This window comes from Acetobacterium tundrae (assembly GCF_008086615.1).
Classification (GTDB): Bacteria; Bacillota; Clostridia; order Eubacteriales; family Eubacteriaceae; genus Acetobacterium; species Acetobacterium tundrae.
On record NZ_RXYB01000003.1, the window covers coordinates 263,467 to 280,591 of the forward strand.

Consider the following 17,125-nt stretch of genomic DNA (forward strand, 5'->3'; position numbering starts at 1 on the left):
CCCTTTAAAGATCCCGACAAAATTACTACTTTCTCTATAATATTGTAAAGTTTATTAATTTCATACGATTCTATTAGCTTAAAACATACTTCATATATGCTCTATTTTGATCGCTTTTTTAAAATTATTTATAGTCATTGCCACCGCCATAATTGCTGTGGCCGCTCCCAACAGTATGCCATATAGTATTGCGAACTGTCAGAAACTGGCCATGAAGTAGGTTATTCACCAACCAATCGCCCACAGTTATACACTTTTTTAATTATGACCGGCACCCTCAAAATTAAAAAATGCCAAGTAAACGTAGACCAGTGCCAATTAAATTATTTATATTTTTTTCTGCATAAAATTCATAGCGAATCGCCCATCAATAAACGTCTATTATTTTAATTATACGACATCGATATCAAATTGACAATTAAAATAGAGCAGTAAGAATAAAAAAAGAGTCATATACATGCTACACTAAGGGGCTGTTTTCTTATTTTGTCCATTTATATTTATGACAAACCGACATTTATTCCATCAAAGTAAGCTGCTCCTCTATCAAACCTTTAGAAAGATTCATTACTTTGATTAAATTTTCAAGATGTTTATGATGAGCGGTTCCCTCTGCAAATTTTCCCTGTGCTTTTTCACATTTACTAATAACTGAAGCGACTGGCCTAAGTGCTTCTATTAATTCTTCTTTTGTGTACTGTTCCATAATTCTTTGTTCCTTTTGGGATAGTTCACTTTCTATCAATAGCTTTGAAATAACCATTGCTTTGATTCTATTTATAAGCAGTGAACACTGGGCGGTTCCTTCAGCAAATTCACCTTGCATTTTTTCACATTTGCTAATCGTTGAAGCTACTTCCCGAAGCACTGCGGTTAATTCTTCATTGGTGTAATTCTCTATAACAATGCTCCTTCTCAATTTTCATTTGACATGAAAATAGGCTGTTTGGAAAATTCTTCTTTTTCGAGAATTTCAAAGCTTTTGTACCAATAAAAATACGCTTCTGGATCAAACCTCATTATTGTTTTGAATTTTTTATATTCCGGATTTTTAATCTCCAACGTCCTTAAATCAATCGTCTTATCAAAACGTTCAATATCAGATATCCCATACTTGATCAGCAACGATAGATAAGCCGCTTTAGAAGCGCTATTCACCGCTCTATCCGCAATGTAATTTATCGAAAAAATATAATTCTTTATCCTTTTAATGCCTGTCTGCAATAAATCAAATGTTTCCTTCTCAATACGCCCACGTTCTCCAATGATTTTCGAGGTCAGAAAAATATCGTCAAGCACATCAAAATAAGTGTAATCCTCCATTTCTCTGTACATCAACTATTGCTGGACCATCATTTTAAATGTATCACCTACTACTTTTATGTTTTCCATTCTATCAAATAAGTTGGCCACATCAAACAGCTGTTTAATAATTTCTAGTTCCTTGTTTTTTCCGTAAGGAATGCCCGTTGTGTTGGGAGCATATGCTGTTAATTTATCGCCCAGAATACAATCAATATTGGGGATCTTGACCAATCTGCTGGGTTCTTCATAATCAATGAATTTACAATTAATGTCTTTCTCAATAATTTCAGCATAATGGCTCTTTTCAAATAACACATCCAACAGAACATAACTGTCTGAACCATCCAATGCCGATTTGTAGAAGATCTTATAATGGGCTTTGGGTACATCATTACTCCCTTTTCTCTTGTTTTCTTCAAATCGATCAAATACATAACTCGCCTCGACGACCTTGCTCAAAATTGCATCCAGATCGACATCATTCTTGTTTTTCTCAATGATGATATCAATGTCAATGGAAAAGCGATGCATTTCATCCAGAAGTAACAATAAGGCGGTTCCGCCTTTAAAGATAAACACTAAATCCGTTTGCGATAAATTTTCGAGAAGGTGCAGTGCTTTTGTCACTTTTTCAATTAATGTGGGATCTGCTTTCTTGCTACCACGTTTGTAATCATTGCTGATTTTCTGAATCCATTCTTCAGTAAATGTATTGTTATGGATCATTTAGTCACCTCAAATGTAAATCTCTTTCTGATCGATATTCGTTTCTTCCTTTAGAAATTTTAAAAACCTCCCTTTTACCTTTCTTTTCGTTGCATAGCGGTTCAGTTTAGACTGATTAATGCTAAAGGTTTCAAAAAATGCTTCATAAATATTCTTTAATTCTCCACCTTGATAAGTCACGTATAATTGATCTTCTACAAATAGATCAACCATAATTTTTTCAATTCTGGGTATGCTGATCCCTTCTCTTATTTCGACTGGTGATTCTACCACCAAATTCTTGATAATAATATTCCGTTGTCCCGGTATCATATATGTTTCCATCTCGTGATTGTCAGGATTTACAAATACGTTCTTCATGGATTCCTGTAAAAAAGCAAACACAGATGATACTGCATTCTTATCGACTTCAATAATAATGTTGCTGGTAATGGGTTGGTGAACCATATAATTATTTAACCAGCTTGTATCCCACATGTTCACTTCACTATATGGAAATTGCACTTTAATCTTCTTGTACAGATTCTTCATTTTCTTGTCAATAGGGGGTGAGAAATCACTTTTTCTTGTAGTTGTGTATAAACCTCTTTTTAAACTCTGAATTATTCGTTCCTTTTTTAAATGATAAACTCGCCACCTAAAGGTCGTTTCTTTCAAATCCGGCTCTTCTTCTAAATAGAATTGGTAAAGTTGATTACTTGCAAACGGCTTATCCCCTAATTCTTTAATCAATTCAGCAGTTCTTAATTTATCGTTCACTTTATCTCATCTCCGATTTTTATTTTCCAACAAACGGGGCCTTTTCAATTTAGGCCCCGTTTGTTGGGTTTGATTTGTTATCGATTCGAAGACGCGTGTTGTGCCCTTTGGACAGCACAAGGGGACGGTTCGGGACCAGTGAAAAAGTAGAAAATATTAGTTTGTATAGATCGTTGAAAAAAATGGAAACCACGAATTAGAAATGGTGTAATATTTATAGGATGAAATTGAAACATCCAGTGTGTTTTTGATTAAAACAGAGTAAAAAAATAACCCTGCATGGTATAATTTAAGTGCGAACAAAAACAACCAAACAGGGGGGAAATCATGCTTCGATTTGAATCAAAACAATCATCATTCCATTGTCTATTATACAACAAAATCCCGGAAAATCATATCCTTAAACAGGTTAAAAAAGCGGTCGATTTCAGTTTTATCAATGATCTGCTGGAAGATACCTACTGCAAAAACTTTGGCCGTCCGGCGAAAGAACCGGAACTGATGTGCAAACTGCTGTTTCTGCAGCATATCTACAATCTCTCTGATGAAAAGTTGATTGAAGAAGCGACTCTCAATCTGGCCCATCTTTATTTTCTGGACATCAACCCGGAAGATCCATTGCCGGAAAAAAGTCTGTTGTCCAAATTCAGAACCCAACGGCTAGGTGAAGAGACCCTGGATGAAATCATCATCGAAATTGTAAGACAATGTGTGAAAAAGGGGATTATCAAAGATGAAGGGGTTAGTATTGATGCCACCCATGTGGAAGCCAACACCATCAAAAAAACACCGGAACGATTGATGAAACACCTAGCCAGAAACATCATCACCATCTGTGAGAAAGAAACAGGTAAAGCAGTTGAAAACCTCCCAGAAGAACCAGCCTATAAAGAAATCAGATGATTGTAAAAGCAAAAGAAATTCTGGATGATCCCAAATTCATCAATCAAACTAACATCCGATCTTTAATCGATGAAGACGCCCGGGTTGGACGAAAAAGCAAAACCTCCAACTTCTTTGGTTACAAGGTTGAATTCATCATGACCACCGATGAACGCTTGATCACGGCAGTTCGAACCGGAACGGGTGCCTATGTAGATGGGACGATGATTGAAGCCTTGCTTAAAGACACTCAAGCAAGTGGTTTAACGATAAACGAATTTTACGGAGACAAGGCATACTTCAGAAAATCCATTCTTGACAGAATTAAAGAACTCGAGGCAGAAGCTTATATTCCCGTCAGCGGTTCTGCCTATCGGATTGATGAAAGTGAATTCTCTTATAACAAAGATTCTGATCAATGGTTCTGTAGCCAGGGAAATCAGACGGTTAGCCGAAGATACTACAAACGGAAACGCAAAGACTGTAAAAGTGGTTTTCAGGAAGGATATAATTATTACTTCGACGTAAAAATCTGCAAGAGTTGCCCTAAACATGATGAATGCGCAAAAAAATCGGTCCGTAAAATTCTGAATATTGGGATCAATACCTTGGAATTCTACGAAATCTCCCAAAGTCAGAAAACCGATGAATTTAAAGAGAAGTACAAAAAAAGAGCCAGCATCGAAGGGAAAAATGCTGAGCTCAAACGATCCCATGGACTGGGCCGGGCAAAAGGCTACGGTCTGGTTTCGATGTCCAAACAATCGAAACTGGCAGCCATTGCAGTTAATATAAAAAGAATAGCGGCCATCATGACCGCTGATTTTTCTTGTTTTATTAAAAAAATCGTTATATTTAGAATAAATTTTGGTTTCTAAAAATAATTCACTCATATTTTCAGAAATCAGCTCCAAAACATGTCTTTTTCACTGGTCCCGAACCGTCCCCTTGTGCTATGCTAGGGCAGCAGTAGAAAAGGGTAACTCGGAGACGGTTCCACTGAATGGCAGATAATTAATTGTGGGAAAGGTGTCCTTGACCCATCCGATTTCTGCGGAATGGATCAATATTGAGGCATTCAAATTTTTCGTTTTAACTTATTTCCAAATCGTTCCTTGTGGGATGATTTTCATCAGGCATTTGTCATCACCCATTTTGATACTTTTTAACAACTCTACCGCTACTGGGCATACAAACGCTTTTTCGAAAAGAACCTTGCTGTAACCAGTTGTGCATTGACACCAGGTATCGGTCTCCAACCGATCTACACCTTCAAGCATTGGACATGCGCAAAAATCAAATTGGAGATAGAGTTCGCCATTGTCACAAAACAGTCCTGCAGCTTTTGCTTTGTCCAGATTGCCGAATTCTTCCAGGCTCGAAGATGCCTCTACCAGCTCTTTAACAAGCACCAATTTCTGATCCATACCGTAACCGCACTGACAATTCCGTCTCAGCTGACGAATAGTCGATTGATCAAACTCTTTTTCCAGTCGCTTCATTGTCGCTTTTACCCAGGTCGGATTGTCCTCAAACTGCCCTTGTCCATCCGGTCCATTGACGATTACTCTTGCCGTTTCTTCATTGCTCTCTTCTTTAACTGCCACATAAATGACTTGCTCCTGAATTTTTCTAATATCAAACATTATAAAATCCTCCATTTTCTGATTTATCGATCGAGATCGGATCGAACTCTATCCCGATAATAGTTTTCATGATATAGGAAAGTCAGTTTTAATACTTCTGAATTCTTGCTCTATTTATTTTCATTCTATTTAATAGGAATGCATAAATCAATAATGACATGCTGGTTATCCCTGTCCATCCGGCGGTAAATATCGAGTCCATAGCGTTCATCCATTTCATAACGGCTATTTGGCAGCCAAATATTAAAGATGCCCTGAAGCGCTTCATAAATATCCGGGATCAACCCATCAAAGCGGTAAACGGCAAATTTACCGCCCTGAATCGTCATTACATTTTCAAGCAGACAGTTCTCGTCAACCGTCATGCAGATGTCATATAGGCATTGGCTAACATTTGTAATGGAGGGATCATCAAAGAACCGTTCAATCAAAAGGGTGTCTTCTTTTAAGTAATTTTTATATTTTTCCGTGAATTCGCAAAAGTTCTTGCCTAGGTCAAGGTAATTTCCCAGATACCGTTCATAGATCACCACAAAATCATCCAATTCTGTTATTTGAATCTGCTGATTGTATTCTTCAAATGATTGAAATTCTGCCAACTTATCCAGAATAAACGGATGGGAAGCGCAGTTGGTATTCACCGTTTTGCGAAATTCAGCCGGCGGCGAAATATGATGGTGTTTTTTAAAGGCCGAACTGTAATTTGATGAACTGTACCCATAGGTTACACCAATATCGGTAATGGTTTTTTCTTTGCCAAGCTTCATTTCGATGGCGCTTTGTTCCATTTTTAAACGCTTGATAAAGGCGTAAACGCTTTCACCTGTTTCGGCTTTGAAAACTCTGCTAAAATAATACTTGGAAAGATGACAATAATCGGCGACATCTTCGATGGAAATTTTCTCATTTAAATTTTCTACGATATAATCAATGGCTTTGCTGACCAATTCATTTTCAAACATAAACTAACCCCATTCTGCCGGATACTTGTCTTTGACACAAATTTTGAAGCGTGCCCCCTGTTTAATGCTATACTGTTAATGGCATTATTCCTCATTCCAGCGGTATTTTTTATTCTGCCGGAGGATCTCAAAATTACACTTCAGACAAAGACCATTATGACAACAGATTGGCTTGCTGCATTGAGAACATGCCCATTTTTCCGCTTCTGTTTTGAGGAAGCTGTCCATTCCATTTTTCTCGATGGATTTCAGATTTTCAATCATGCTCATATGATATTTAGTTCGATAGCGCTTGTCCAATGTTTTTAACCGTTTGCAGGGAAAGGTTTCACACTCATAACAAAAACGGACACTTCCGTTTTTCAACTGTTCACACTGGTCGCCCATATGGGTGCAGTTTTCATCTCTCGGAATACAGCCGGGACAGTATTTTCGATTCAATCCCTGCTTTTTCAAATCATACTTCTGTGACTGGTAGCTGACACACAAACTGCAGTTCATCCCACAGGGTGCAATCAATTTTTCTTCCATTAAGAACGCCTCCTCTTTGTATTCCGGATATATGCCGTATTTTTACCAGCTCCAAGTTTAACGATATAACCTTCTTTTAATAAAGATGACAACGTTACTTCAACTGTTGATGTACTGCTGTCTGCACAATTTTATCGACTATTTATGTAGAAGTCAATATTTTTAAGCAGAATAGCGGCCCCATCATCAATATGCTATATCCTTTGTTATCTTTGAAAAAGTTCCTGTCTCTTAACATCTAAATGATGATACCTTTTTCGCTTCGCTGCTTTTCCTTGATAATCTATAGCATGATTTTGACACCACTGAATACACCCCATACATTGATTACAATGATCTCCAAAGGTTATTTTCCCATCCGTCAACGAAATGTTCCCTACCGGGCAGATCTTTATACAAGCCTCACAAGCACTACATTTATTGCTTACCTTAAACTGTTTTCCGATCATCGCATAATTTGCGATTGAGTGCTGCACGGCTGCTTCGTATTTTGTTTTGTAGAAAATCCCCTTTCCGAGCGGTTTTCTTTTCCGACCATTTTTAATATCCAGTGCCATTTTATGAATTTTTTTATATGATTGCTTGATGAAAAATTTCTGGTACCACATTGGAAATGAACCATAAGAAAGAATATAGCTCCCCGAAAGCATTACCATGTATTCCAAATCGACTTCTTTTTTGCTGTTATGTACATGTTTTCGCATGTCTTGAATCGCAAGTCCTCGGTTTCCTCCACATCCTGCAATCAAAAAAACTTTTTGTTTTTCATTGTAGCTAACATCCTTCATACATTCTTCTACATAAGGTGGAACATGTGAAAAATAACTTGGTGCCGAAAATCCTACCCACTCATATTCATCCGATACTTCGGCAGCAAAGATGCGCTTGTCATTGAATGCGCAAAATCTATTATCCAAGATAGCATCGACAAAGCCTCCGCACTCCTTGCTACCGATCAGCCTTATCTTGATAAGCTAAATACCGCACTTTCACTATGCGCAACAGATATCAATGCTTCGCTCACCACCTACCTTACTGCATCTGCCCTGGCCGATAAGAGCTTTATAAAACTTCTATCCGATGGCGTTAGCGAATTACTAAACGATCTATATCTTCACTTTATCGAAGCTGGAAAAAGAGAAGGCTACATTGACCCTGCTCTTCCGACGCCACTAATCCTTAAATATATTTCTGCGGTTAACACCATCGATCTTTCACCGGAAAGCTATCATGAAGAAATTAATGCCCTCCATCAAATGTTTTTACATGGAATTTTGAAATAAACATTCAGAAATCTTTATTTCTTAAATATGAAAATAGGAAATTTTCACGGGACGTTTCTGATGATTTCATGCCCCTGCAAAAGCCTCTAAAATTTTGCGTAACAGAAACACCTTGGGAATTAACATGGTACAATGAGTTAAAACCTTTATTTCAAAATGACAAGGAGTTTAAATGAAAATCCGCAATGATTACACCTGCCCCCTTGAGATTGTCCATGACATTATCAAAGGCAAATGGAAGACAATTATCATTTTTCAAATGAGATCCGGTTCTGTTTCTCTTTCTCAACTGGAGAAAAGTATCGAAGGCATCAGTCAAAAGATGCTCTTGCAACAATTAAATGAGCTTCGCCATTTTGGCCTTGTCGACAAAGAAAACGCTCAGGGCTATCCGCTTCATGTTGATTATTATCTGACCGAGCGGGGCAAACGAATCCTCAAAGCAGTTGAAATTATGCAGGAAATTGGAATTGAGTATATGGTTGAACACCAGCTGACCGATATCTTAGATCAAAAGAATATCGGCTATCTGAAATAATTGACCTGATTTGTTTTACTGATACCCACAAAAAAGTGGGTAATTTACCTCCAGTTCAATCTGAATTATACTTTAAAAAAACAGGAGGTTTATGAAATGAAAAAAGCACTCATATTAATTGATATCCAAAATGATTATTTTAGCGGTGGGCGTTTTGAGCTAAACGATCCAGACAAAACTGCTCTAAATGCCAAAAATGTTTTAGCCTATTTTAGAAAAAAAGATCTCCCTATCTTTCATGTGCAACATGTGAATTTAAGGGACGATGCGCCTTTTTTTATCGCCGCCACTGAGGGTGTCAAGATCAATCCGCAGGTGTCTCCCTTTCCTGATGAAACAATCGTCATCAAACACACCCCGGATAGTTTTTTCAATACCGATTTGCTTCCACGACTAAGGGAATTGGATATAAAAAAGTTGGTGATCTGTGGCATGATGAGTCATATGTGCGTTGACACAACGGTTCGTTCGGCCAAAAGACTGGGCTTTGAAATTGAATTATTGAGCGACGCCTGTACCACCAGAGATTTACTTTGGAAAAATACCCTAATTCCTGCTGAAATGGTCCACGCTACTTTTATGGCTGCCTTGCAAAACACCTTTGCTGATGTAAAGAATACTTCAGATTTTGTCAAGTCTGATTCTTAATTTTGCGATACAAGAACCGGCACCGTTGTGTTCTATAATTTCAAAGCACCCTTGAGTATATGATAATACAGCCTACGTAGTATACAAATTTATTATCAAAAAAACCAGGTTTTTAAACCTGGGTTTTTTGATTCATGGTTTTCTTTGGACCTCCTGATTAAGAGTCAGGTGAGACTTGTGTAAAACAACGCTTTTAAATTCCGTCGCCATTTTTTTAGCCGCTTATTTTAATTAGGCTATGTTTAATAACAGTGTTGATAATATGATAATTTTTAAGGGAAGTCATTCTAAGCTTCCCTTAATTCACATGTTATAAAAGATGTGCAGGTACTACCTATATTAATAATCTCTTTTAGAATATCTTCTTTAAAGCACCTAACTTTTTACCATAAATTAATGAAGCCATCTCTCTACTTATATAGGTACCACCAGCCCCGCTCATTGACAAGAATTGGTATTTTACTAAATCATTGCTTAATACAACAATGGTAATATCGTCATCAATATATTTCTCAAAATGAGAAGTGTAACCATTTGGCATTGACCCACCATGGCAGATGCTTTTACAATCAAAATGGTTTTTTACACACAATCCATAGCCATATTTTACATATTTGCCGTCATAGTGAGGTTTTTGCATTTTCTTTAGTAGTTGAGTTTTCAATAGTTTACCATCCTGAATGGCTCGATCAAGCAAATAAAAATCACCAACAGTTGTTACAATATCACCACAAGCAAAGAACATTGTTGGATCCATATAGAACCCTTTTTCACCGTTAATATAATTATTGGCGACATTTTTTTGTTCTTCATCAATAAAACCTGAATGAGTCATTTTAGCAGGAATAAATATATAATTTTTAACATATTGGTGATAATTCATTCCCGAAACCATTTCAATTATCAAACCAAGAATAAGATAATTAGTATTACTATACGACCATTTTTCACCAACAGGGAATTTCAAATTATAACCTTTTACAATTTGTAGTATTTCTTGGGGGGTATGACGTGCTCCCCATTTTATTTGTTTTTTTAGCATTAAGTAGTTAGGTATCCCAGAAGTATGCGTTAGCAGATGATGAATTGTAATTCCATGACCCTTGTAGACGTCTGGAAGATAATCGTCAATATTGTGTTGTGTTGAAAGCATCCCTTTTTCTGATAACTGCATAATACATAATGCCGTTATTGCCTTTGTCATTGAGCCAATCATGAATTTTGTTTGAGGTGTATTTTTTATTCCTTTTTCCTTATTTGAATATCCATATGATTCATTAAATATAATTTCATTATTTTTTGATAACAATACATTTCCACTAAATTTTTTTTGTTTTTTAAAGTATTCATTTAAATTAACAGTCATTATTAAAATCCTTTCTGCACAAATATTTCCTATTTCTGCACAATTCTATAAACTATTTATGTAGAAGTCAATATTTTTAAGCAGCATAGCGGCCCCATCATCAATACGCTATATCCTTTGTTATCTTTGAAAGAGTTCCTGTCTCTTAACATCTAAATGATGATACCTTTTTCGCTTCGCTGCTTTTCCTTGATAATCAATGGCCTGATTCTGACACCACTGAATACACCCCATACATTGATTACAATGATCTCCAAAGGTTATTTTCCCATCCGTCAACGAAATGTTCCCTACCGGGCAGATCTTTAAACAAGCCTCACAAGCACTACATTTATCGCTTACCTTAAACTGTTTTCCGATCATCGCATAATTTGCGATTGAGTGCTGCACCGCTGCTTCATATTTTGTTTTGTAGAAAATTCCCTTTCCGAGCGGTTTTCTTTTCCGACCATTTTTAATATCCAGTGCCATTTTATGAATTTTTTTATATGATTGCTTTATGAAAAATTTCTGGTACCACATTGGAAATGAACCATAAGAAAGAATATAGCTCCCCGAAAGCATTACCATGTATTCCAAATCGACTTCTTTTTTGCTGTTATATACCTGTTTTCGCATGTCTTGAATCGCAAGTCCTCGGTTTCCTCCACATCCGGCAATCAAAAAAACTTTTTGTTTTTCATTGTAGCTAACATCCTTCATACATTCTTCTACATAAGGTGGAACATGTGAAAAATAACTTGGTGCCGTAAATCCTACCCACTCATATTCATCCGAAATCATCTTGTTCTGCATCAAATCACTCATTGGCAATACCGTGGTTTCTCCTAATTCTTTGGCAAGCTGTTTGGCAATTGCCAAATTATTTCCGGTTCCACTAAAATAATAAATTACACTTTTCATATGTCCGCTCCTATGTTTTGAAATATTTTAGTATTGATTTCAAAACAATGATATATCATCAAACTTATGTTGTCAATATTATTTGAAATAAATCTATTTATATTTCAAAACATGTTCTATAATAATATTAAGAATAACAAAAAGGAGTTTTAACGATGGAGCCCTATCCAAATAAATACGAAACCAGAACAAACAAAAAAAAGGCAGCTATTATTTCAGCTGCCAAGGAACTATTTCAGGAAAAAGGATTTGCAAATTCAAGTATTAAAGAAATTGCCGCTATTGCTCACGTATCCCAGGTGTCGATTTACAATTACTTCGGCAGCAAAGATGCACTTGTCATTGAATGCGCAAAAGCTATTATCCAAGATATCATCGACAAGGCCTCCGCACTCCTTGCAACCGATCTGCCTTATCTTGATAAGCTAAATACCGCACTTTCACTATGCACAGCAGATATCAATGCTTCGCTCACTACCTATCTCACTGAATCTGCCCTGGCCGATAAAAGCTTTATAAAACTTCTATCCGATGGCATTAGCGAATTATTAAACGATCTATATCTTCGCTTTATCGAAGCTGGAAAAAGCGAAGGCTACATTGACCCTGCTCTTCCGACGCCGCTAATCCTTAAATATATTTCTGCGGTTAACACCATCGATCTTCCTCCGGAAAGCTATCATGAAGAAATTAATGCCCTCCATCAAATGTTTTTACATGGAATTTTGAAATAAACATTCAGTCAAAACTGTGCTCAATGCCAAAAATGTTTTAGCCTATTTTAGAAAAAAAGATCACCCCATCTTTCATGTTCAACATGTAAATCTAAGGGCCGATGCGCCTTTTTTATCGCCGCCACTGAGGGTGTCAAAATCAATCCGCAAGTAGCTCCCTTTCCTGGTGAACCAATCATTATCAAGCACACCCCGGATAGTTTTTTCAATACGGATTTGCTTTCACTGGTGTCAGTCGATCAGTATGTCACCACCAATATCAACCCTTTTTTAGTGGTTTGTACCGTATTGGCGTTGTTTATCATCAAAAGGCCTACTGCAGCAATTATTCAATATTCTATTGCATTGGTTGCTTTTTTTGTTTTAATGGCAATTTTTCAAATAGAGCCTGCCATTTTGGCAACCAATCAATTAAATGGTCTCACCTTTGTTGCCATCGGCTTGTGTATCGCCCTGTTATACTGGCATTCGGAACGGAGTGCCATTCTACAACAACGAAAAATTACCGAACAACAGCATAAATTGGAAGAGATCGCCTATTACGACAATTTGACGGGTTTAATAAATCGCTGGAAATGGCTTCAGTATGTAGATATAGAACTGGAGAAAAACCAGTTGCCAGGCAAGGAAAGCTGTATTCTATTATTGGATATCGATTTTTTCAAACGGGTTAATGATCAATACGGACATCTGGTCGGTGACCAGATCTTGAAGCAATTGGCACAGATTCTTAAAAATGAAGTCGGCTCCCAAGGCGATGCTGCCAGATGGGGCGGCGAGGAATTCATTATTCTTCTGCCTGGTATGTCACTGTCAAAAAGCATCGAAATTGGCGAACAAATCCGACAGTGTATTGCCAAAACACCCTTTTATATCAAGAATTATCAAATCCACATTACCGTTAGCCTTGGAGCGACCTTGCTGGAGAATCATGGTGATTTTATGTATGCCTATAAACATGCCGACCAAGCCCTCTATATGGCTAAAGATAATGGCCGAAATCGCTTAGAATATGTCGTAGATCTTGCATAATACCGTGTCATATACGACAGCCGAAAAACCAAATATGAAAGGTTTTAACAGGAAAGGTCCGTGCCACGGAGATTTTTGTTCTTGCCCGCTTTATATTCGATTGATAATTCGGATCTGCATGCTTGCCATCACATCCAATGCCGCCTCGTTAAGACGTTTTTCATTGCTGGCGACGCAACTAGCATCAACAATAATTTCCGCTTCCGGCAAAGCCGCCTTTGCCAGCACAGCATCCGAGATCAGACAAATATTTGAAACAACACCCACCAACTCAATCTGGTCATACTGGTTCGCAGCCAGATAATTGGCAAGCTCCATCGATCCAAATGCGATCTTTTCAATGCAGGTATCGCTATCTCGCCGAAGCTCAGCCACCTTTCCATAAAGCTGCCACCCTGCTGTTCCTTTGATGCAATGAACAACTGGTAAATTTCTTCCTTCCTGGGTGTTCAAATAGTCTGCCGTATGCGTATCATAGGTAAACACAATTTCCTGTCCATTTGACCGATACGCCAATATTTTTTGTGCAATCGAATCCTCAAGACTAACCGACTGGGGAAAGCCTAGGCTTCCATCTACAAAATCTTTCTGATAATCTATTACCAATAGGACGCTTTTCATTTATTTCTCTGTTTTTCTGCCACTTGCCATTGCATAAGCAGCGGCTTTCGCAGTTACCTTTTTATAATCATTATTCCAGCGATTCACGCCAATATAGTCAAAAATAACCATACCGGTATGACGGCAGAAGCGATCCATCTGTTCAAGACTGGTCAACAGCCCATTTCCGGTTCCCCCGGCTGAAGCAATCATTAAAACTTGCTTATTACGCAATACTTTTTGTCCATTAAATTCGCATCGTCGAAGTCGATCAATAAAGCTTTTGAAGGTTTCGGAGGTTTCGCCCCAATAGACCGGTGAAGCAAAAATGATCGCATCACTTGATTCGATCCGAGCGACAATTTCATCAAAACCATCCTTACCAAACTTACAGAAATTTTCATCGCGACAGGGACCCCAACCGTCACCGCAGACTTGGCAGCGGATTAGTTTGAAATCGCACAATTTTATTTCATCTACCTCGGCGCCGCCATCGGTGGCACCCAGCTTTGCCGCATCAATTACCGACTGACATAACCCATCTTTTTTAGGATTACCTGACAATATACATATTTTCATTATTTATATCCTTTCTCTTGCTATTTTAGTTATTTAGTTATTTAGTTATTTAATTAACTCAAATTTCTCCTTTACCTATGCACTTATAAAATTTGGCCACTAAGCATTCATTTTAACTTTGATTCCAGCAACCTAATCAAAGCCTTTACTTTACTGCATTATCGTCCAACTTTACTCAGTTCATCGACAAAGGCTGGCTTTTTTTTATAAAAAGCAACCAGCTCCTGAATGATCGTGTCCTGATTTTTTTTACCAGCAATCTTATTGTACTGCTTGATGATTCTGCAAACGCCCTGATAGTCGCGTCTGTTTCGGGCAGCTCCGGCGGCTCCTTTGATATAAGCTTGATAAATTTCAATGACTTCATCTTTAAACTTTTCCTTAAGCATCCCGGCATAGGTTTCAATACTTTGGGGATTTTCTCTGACGAAGTCCATGATCGCATCCAAATCTTTAGCATCGACAATCAGCGTTCGATACAACTCTCGGCCACGCCAGTTTTTGAGCGCTTTTAATTCCTGCTTTAAACTCTGATAAAGTGCGGTTTCATTCCCGGTATTTAATGCTTTTAGTTCCTGATAATACTCAAAATTTCCGTCCAAAAACAGTTCTTTAGCCAGCTGTTGCTGTTCTTTCTTATGGGAGAGCTGCTTATAAGCCGTATATCTGATCTTTTTCCATCGGACGACTAAACCAGCATGGTCCTGATCCTTTTTTTCGCCTTCCAAAGCCAGCTCAATCACACGCTGGAAATCTTTTTCTTTAATGCATTTATCAATCAGCGCTTCTCTAAATGATGAATAATTAAGATTCTGTCTGATAAATTCATCGACCTCAGCTTTCGTACCATACCGACTTTTTATTTCCAACTCGATCCGCAGCAATGCTTCAACCGTGTATTGCTTATATGGATCATCAGAGAGCTTACCGATCGTCGCTTCAATCTTCTGCTGTAGCTTGTTTCTCAGGCTTTCAACATCGGCAAATTTGATCCCGATTTGAAGCAGATCGATTCTGAAATCCTCCCACCCATCAAAACCGCTCTCATCAGATAGTTTGAGTAACTTCTCAAGCATTTCTCCTTTTAATTCAATGTCAAGATCTGCATAATCAGTAACAATTGTTCCGATGGTGTCGATGCCCGCTGAGACTAATTGACCGATGCTGCCATCTGAATCATCGGCGTATTGAAACGCTTCAACCGCCTCAATCAACAGCATCGATGCAATATCCATTGATAGGCAGCAATCTTCGGTATCGTTTGCCGCTTCCAGCAATTCTTCCATTTCAGCAGCAAATTCATCAGCTTCCTGATATTCAATATAGCCACTTCGGCCCTGGTACTTTCTGACAATCGATTCCATCAACCTTTTGCATTTTTGTAGTTCCTGTTGCGGATTTCCCTTTGAATATCTCATCATCAGGGTGTTTTTCAGCGTTTCATCCTTATCCGCCATCCCGATGATAATTTGGGTCAGTTGTTCTTTTGTGAGGGTATCCAGTACACCTTTAAGCGCTGGCTGTTTGTTTGCTGTTTCGATCTCTGGCCATTGATTTTTTTTGTTGCTGACAATATCAAACAGCACATAAAATGCCGCCACCTGATGTTTGCAGATTGGCCCAAAATCATAGGGGCAATCACAACCCGTTTGCGTAATTTCGCCCTGATCATCAAGTTTGATAGTCACCTGATAGACTTCGGTTCCCGCTACGGTAAAAAGATAGTCCTGATCTCCCTGTTTGATAATTTCGCTGATTCTTCCCTCATCATAATAATCGTATCCCCGATCCAAGATCGTTTCGTCGATATACTTCTCAAAATCATTCAGCTTCATCGGTTATCTCTCCTTTATCTAATTGATCGGCGGTGACTTCATCCATCTCACCACCAAAAAATTTATCCAGCACCGCCTTAAATGTCGGATTACCATCGACCAGATAAAACAGGGACATTGACGATTTCAATTTCAAACCATCAGGTCGGCCAAATATCGCATTGGCGTCACTCGACTCAAGTTTCAACAATTCCCCGGAAATCGCCAGCAAACGCGAACCCAGAACAGGATGCACCATATACGCCTTGGCTTCCTGCCAATTCGCTATTCCATAATACCTGGCGGTTTCACTCCTGCCCAACCCTTTAAGCTGGGGAAAAATATACCACATCCAATGGCTGCGCTTGCGGCCATTTTTAATTTCTGTTAGTGCCTGCTCATAGTTTTCTTCCTGTGCTTTGATAAAACGCTCAACTGTGTCCATCTATTGTTCCTCTCCTTCGTTTAATGACACGACTTTTCAATCTTAATCAGGTGAATTCGATACCCTAACGTCTTAAAAAAGTTACAGGTTGATTGCCGGAATAAAACCCGAGTATTCTGCTTGACCACTCCAACCTTTATTTTTCTTCCTGCTCTGTTTTCCGAATAATCACTCCTTACTTTTTGCCTTAAAATGATTATAATTTATTTTTATTTGCATTTCAACGCCTTAAATGAAAACATCTTTTTTCGTATGCACTTAGTTCCCTACACAGTGGGGACGGGACTTTTATGATATCTATCTAGAAAGGGTTTGGCACAACCTCCCTTAACGACCCTTAAAATTCAGCGAAACACATTTGTCATTAACATG

General features: G+C 38.1%; 18 protein-coding genes and 1 pseudogene. 5 read left to right on the forward strand and 14 right to left on the reverse strand.

What is annotated here, in order from left to right:
• Positions 1-517: 517 nt before the first annotated feature.
• Genes FZC40_RS04150 through FZC40_RS04165 form a run of 4 tightly spaced genes read right to left on the reverse strand, consistent with a single transcriptional unit; the run spans position 518 to position 2,790 of the window.
• The gene (locus tag FZC40_RS04150; RefSeq protein ID WP_148602696.1) at positions 518-901 is read right to left on the reverse strand and encodes a hypothetical protein; all 384 of its coding nucleotides are present in this window, start codon (positions 899-901) and stop codon (positions 518-520) included.
• Positions 902-915: 14 nt separating this feature from the next.
• Positions 916-1,335, reverse strand: a complete 420-nt coding sequence (locus FZC40_RS04155) for a hypothetical protein (protein ID WP_148602644.1) — start codon at positions 1,333-1,335, stop codon at positions 916-918.
• Between the two features lie 3 nt (positions 1,336-1,338).
• Positions 1,339-2,031 (reverse strand): nucleotidyl transferase AbiEii/AbiGii toxin family protein, encoded by a 693-nt coding sequence (locus FZC40_RS04160; protein ID WP_148602645.1) that lies wholly within the window; start codon positions 2,029-2,031, stop codon positions 1,339-1,341.
• Positions 2,032-2,040: 9 nt separating this feature from the next.
• Entirely contained in the window at positions 2,041-2,790 is a 750-nt protein-coding gene (locus FZC40_RS04165; RefSeq protein ID WP_148602646.1) for a DUF6577 family protein, read from the reverse strand.
• A 327-nt stretch (positions 2,791-3,117) separates the two neighbouring features.
• Between FZC40_RS04165 and FZC40_RS04170 the strand changes: the two are divergent.
• Positions 3,118-4,550 (forward strand): annotated as a pseudogene (locus tag FZC40_RS04170) (IS1182 family transposase).
• Between the two features lie 219 nt (positions 4,551-4,769).
• Here FZC40_RS04170 and FZC40_RS04175 read toward each other — a convergent pair.
• The 4 genes from FZC40_RS04175 to FZC40_RS04190 form a co-directional block, all read right to left on the reverse strand.
• Positions 4,770-5,318, reverse strand: a complete 549-nt coding sequence (locus FZC40_RS04175; protein WP_148602647.1) for a DUF6144 family protein — start codon at positions 5,316-5,318, stop codon at positions 4,770-4,772.
• A gap of 125 nt (positions 5,319-5,443) precedes the next feature.
• Positions 5,444-6,280, reverse strand: coding sequence for an AraC family transcriptional regulator (locus FZC40_RS04180; protein WP_148602648.1), 837 nt, complete (start codon positions 6,278-6,280; stop codon positions 5,444-5,446).
• Between the two features lie 84 nt (positions 6,281-6,364).
• On the reverse strand, positions 6,365-6,811 hold the full coding sequence (locus FZC40_RS04185) for a DUF3795 domain-containing protein (protein ID WP_148602649.1): 447 nt from the start codon (positions 6,809-6,811) through the stop codon (positions 6,365-6,367).
• A 206-nt stretch (positions 6,812-7,017) separates the two neighbouring features.
• Complete coding sequence (locus FZC40_RS04190; RefSeq protein WP_148602650.1) at positions 7,018-7,728, reverse strand: EFR1 family ferrodoxin; 711 nt, start codon at positions 7,726-7,728, stop codon at positions 7,018-7,020.
• Positions 7,729-8,266: 538 nt separating this feature from the next.
• Here FZC40_RS04190 and FZC40_RS04195 point away from each other — a divergent pair.
• On the forward strand, positions 8,267-8,632 hold the full coding sequence (locus tag FZC40_RS04195) for a winged helix-turn-helix transcriptional regulator (RefSeq protein WP_148602651.1): 366 nt from the start codon (positions 8,267-8,269) through the stop codon (positions 8,630-8,632).
• 96 nt (positions 8,633-8,728) lie between these two features.
• Positions 8,729-9,280 (forward strand): cysteine hydrolase family protein, encoded by a 552-nt coding sequence (locus FZC40_RS04200; protein ID WP_148602652.1) that lies wholly within the window; start codon positions 8,729-8,731, stop codon positions 9,278-9,280.
• A gap of 352 nt (positions 9,281-9,632) precedes the next feature.
• Here the strand turns inward: FZC40_RS04200 and FZC40_RS04205 are convergent, their stop codons facing one another.
• Together FZC40_RS04205 and FZC40_RS04210 are read right to left on the reverse strand one after the other, a co-directional pair.
• Positions 9,633-10,646 (reverse strand): serine hydrolase domain-containing protein, encoded by a 1,014-nt coding sequence (locus FZC40_RS04205; protein WP_207724218.1) that lies wholly within the window; start codon positions 10,644-10,646, stop codon positions 9,633-9,635.
• Positions 10,647-10,766: 120 nt separating this feature from the next.
• Entirely contained in the window at positions 10,767-11,549 is a 783-nt protein-coding gene (locus tag FZC40_RS04210; RefSeq protein ID WP_148602654.1) for an EFR1 family ferrodoxin, read from the reverse strand.
• A 155-nt stretch (positions 11,550-11,704) separates the two neighbouring features.
• On the opposite strand from FZC40_RS04210, the gene FZC40_RS04215 reads away from it, so the two are divergent.
• Complete coding sequence (locus tag FZC40_RS04215) at positions 11,705-12,283, forward strand: TetR/AcrR family transcriptional regulator (RefSeq protein WP_148602655.1); 579 nt, start codon at positions 11,705-11,707, stop codon at positions 12,281-12,283.
• Between the two features lie 228 nt (positions 12,284-12,511).
• Complete coding sequence (locus FZC40_RS04220; protein ID WP_148602656.1) at positions 12,512-13,315, forward strand: GGDEF domain-containing protein; 804 nt, start codon at positions 12,512-12,514, stop codon at positions 13,313-13,315.
• Positions 13,316-13,405: 90 nt separating this feature from the next.
• On the opposite strand, the gene FZC40_RS04225 is transcribed toward FZC40_RS04220, so the two are convergent.
• From FZC40_RS04225 to FZC40_RS04240, 4 genes are all read right to left on the reverse strand, one after another.
• On the reverse strand, positions 13,406-13,936 hold the full coding sequence (locus FZC40_RS04225) for a cysteine hydrolase family protein (protein ID WP_148602657.1): 531 nt from the start codon (positions 13,934-13,936) through the stop codon (positions 13,406-13,408).
• Complete coding sequence (locus tag FZC40_RS04230; RefSeq protein ID WP_148602658.1) at positions 13,937-14,494, reverse strand: flavodoxin family protein; 558 nt, start codon at positions 14,492-14,494, stop codon at positions 13,937-13,939.
• A gap of 158 nt (positions 14,495-14,652) precedes the next feature.
• On the reverse strand, positions 14,653-16,329 hold the full coding sequence (locus FZC40_RS04235; RefSeq protein ID WP_148602659.1) for an SWIM zinc finger family protein: 1,677 nt from the start codon (positions 16,327-16,329) through the stop codon (positions 14,653-14,655).
• Positions 16,316-16,753, reverse strand: coding sequence for a DUF1810 domain-containing protein (locus FZC40_RS04240; RefSeq protein ID WP_148602660.1), 438 nt, complete (start codon positions 16,751-16,753; stop codon positions 16,316-16,318). The genes FZC40_RS04235 and FZC40_RS04240 overlap by 14 nt, the downstream gene beginning before the upstream one ends.
• Between the last annotated feature and the right edge of the window lie 372 nt (positions 16,754-17,125).

Coding starts and splice junctions, on each gene's coding strand:
- FZC40_RS04205 (WP_207724218.1), bottom strand. CDS start 10,646: ATGACTGTTAATTTAAATGAATACTTTAAAAAACAAAAAAAATTTAGT.
- FZC40_RS04215 (WP_148602655.1), top strand. CDS start 11,705: ATGGAGCCCTATCCAAATAAATACGAAACCAGAACAAACAAAAAAAAG.
- FZC40_RS04180 (WP_148602648.1), bottom strand. CDS start 6,280: ATGTTTGAAAATGAATTGGTCAGCAAAGCCATTGATTATATCGTAGAA.
- FZC40_RS04200 (WP_148602652.1), top strand. CDS start 8,729: ATGAAAAAAGCACTCATATTAATTGATATCCAAAATGATTATTTTAGC.
- FZC40_RS04160 (WP_148602645.1), bottom strand. CDS start 2,031: ATGATCCATAACAATACATTTACTGAAGAATGGATTCAGAAAATCAGC.
- FZC40_RS04225 (WP_148602657.1), bottom strand. CDS start 13,936: ATGAAAAGCGTCCTATTGGTAATAGATTATCAGAAAGATTTTGTAGAT.
- FZC40_RS04230 (WP_148602658.1), bottom strand. CDS start 14,494: ATGAAAATATGTATATTGTCAGGTAATCCTAAAAAAGATGGGTTATGT.
- FZC40_RS04155 (WP_148602644.1), bottom strand. CDS start 1,335: ATGTACAGAGAAATGGAGGATTACACTTATTTTGATGTGCTTGACGAT.
- FZC40_RS04210 (WP_148602654.1), bottom strand. CDS start 11,549: ATGAAAAGTGTAATTTATTATTTTAGTGGAACCGGAAATAATTTGGCA.
- FZC40_RS04235 (WP_148602659.1), bottom strand. CDS start 16,329: ATGAAGCTGAATGATTTTGAGAAGTATATCGACGAAACGATCTTGGAT.
- FZC40_RS04185 (WP_148602649.1), bottom strand. CDS start 6,811: ATGGAAGAAAAATTGATTGCACCCTGTGGGATGAACTGCAGTTTGTGT.
- FZC40_RS04195 (WP_148602651.1), top strand. CDS start 8,267: ATGAAAATCCGCAATGATTACACCTGCCCCCTTGAGATTGTCCATGAC.
- FZC40_RS04175 (WP_148602647.1), bottom strand. CDS start 5,318: ATGTTTGATATTAGAAAAATTCAGGAGCAAGTCATTTATGTGGCAGTT.
- FZC40_RS04240 (WP_148602660.1), bottom strand. CDS start 16,753: ATGGACACAGTTGAGCGTTTTATCAAAGCACAGGAAGAAAACTATGAG.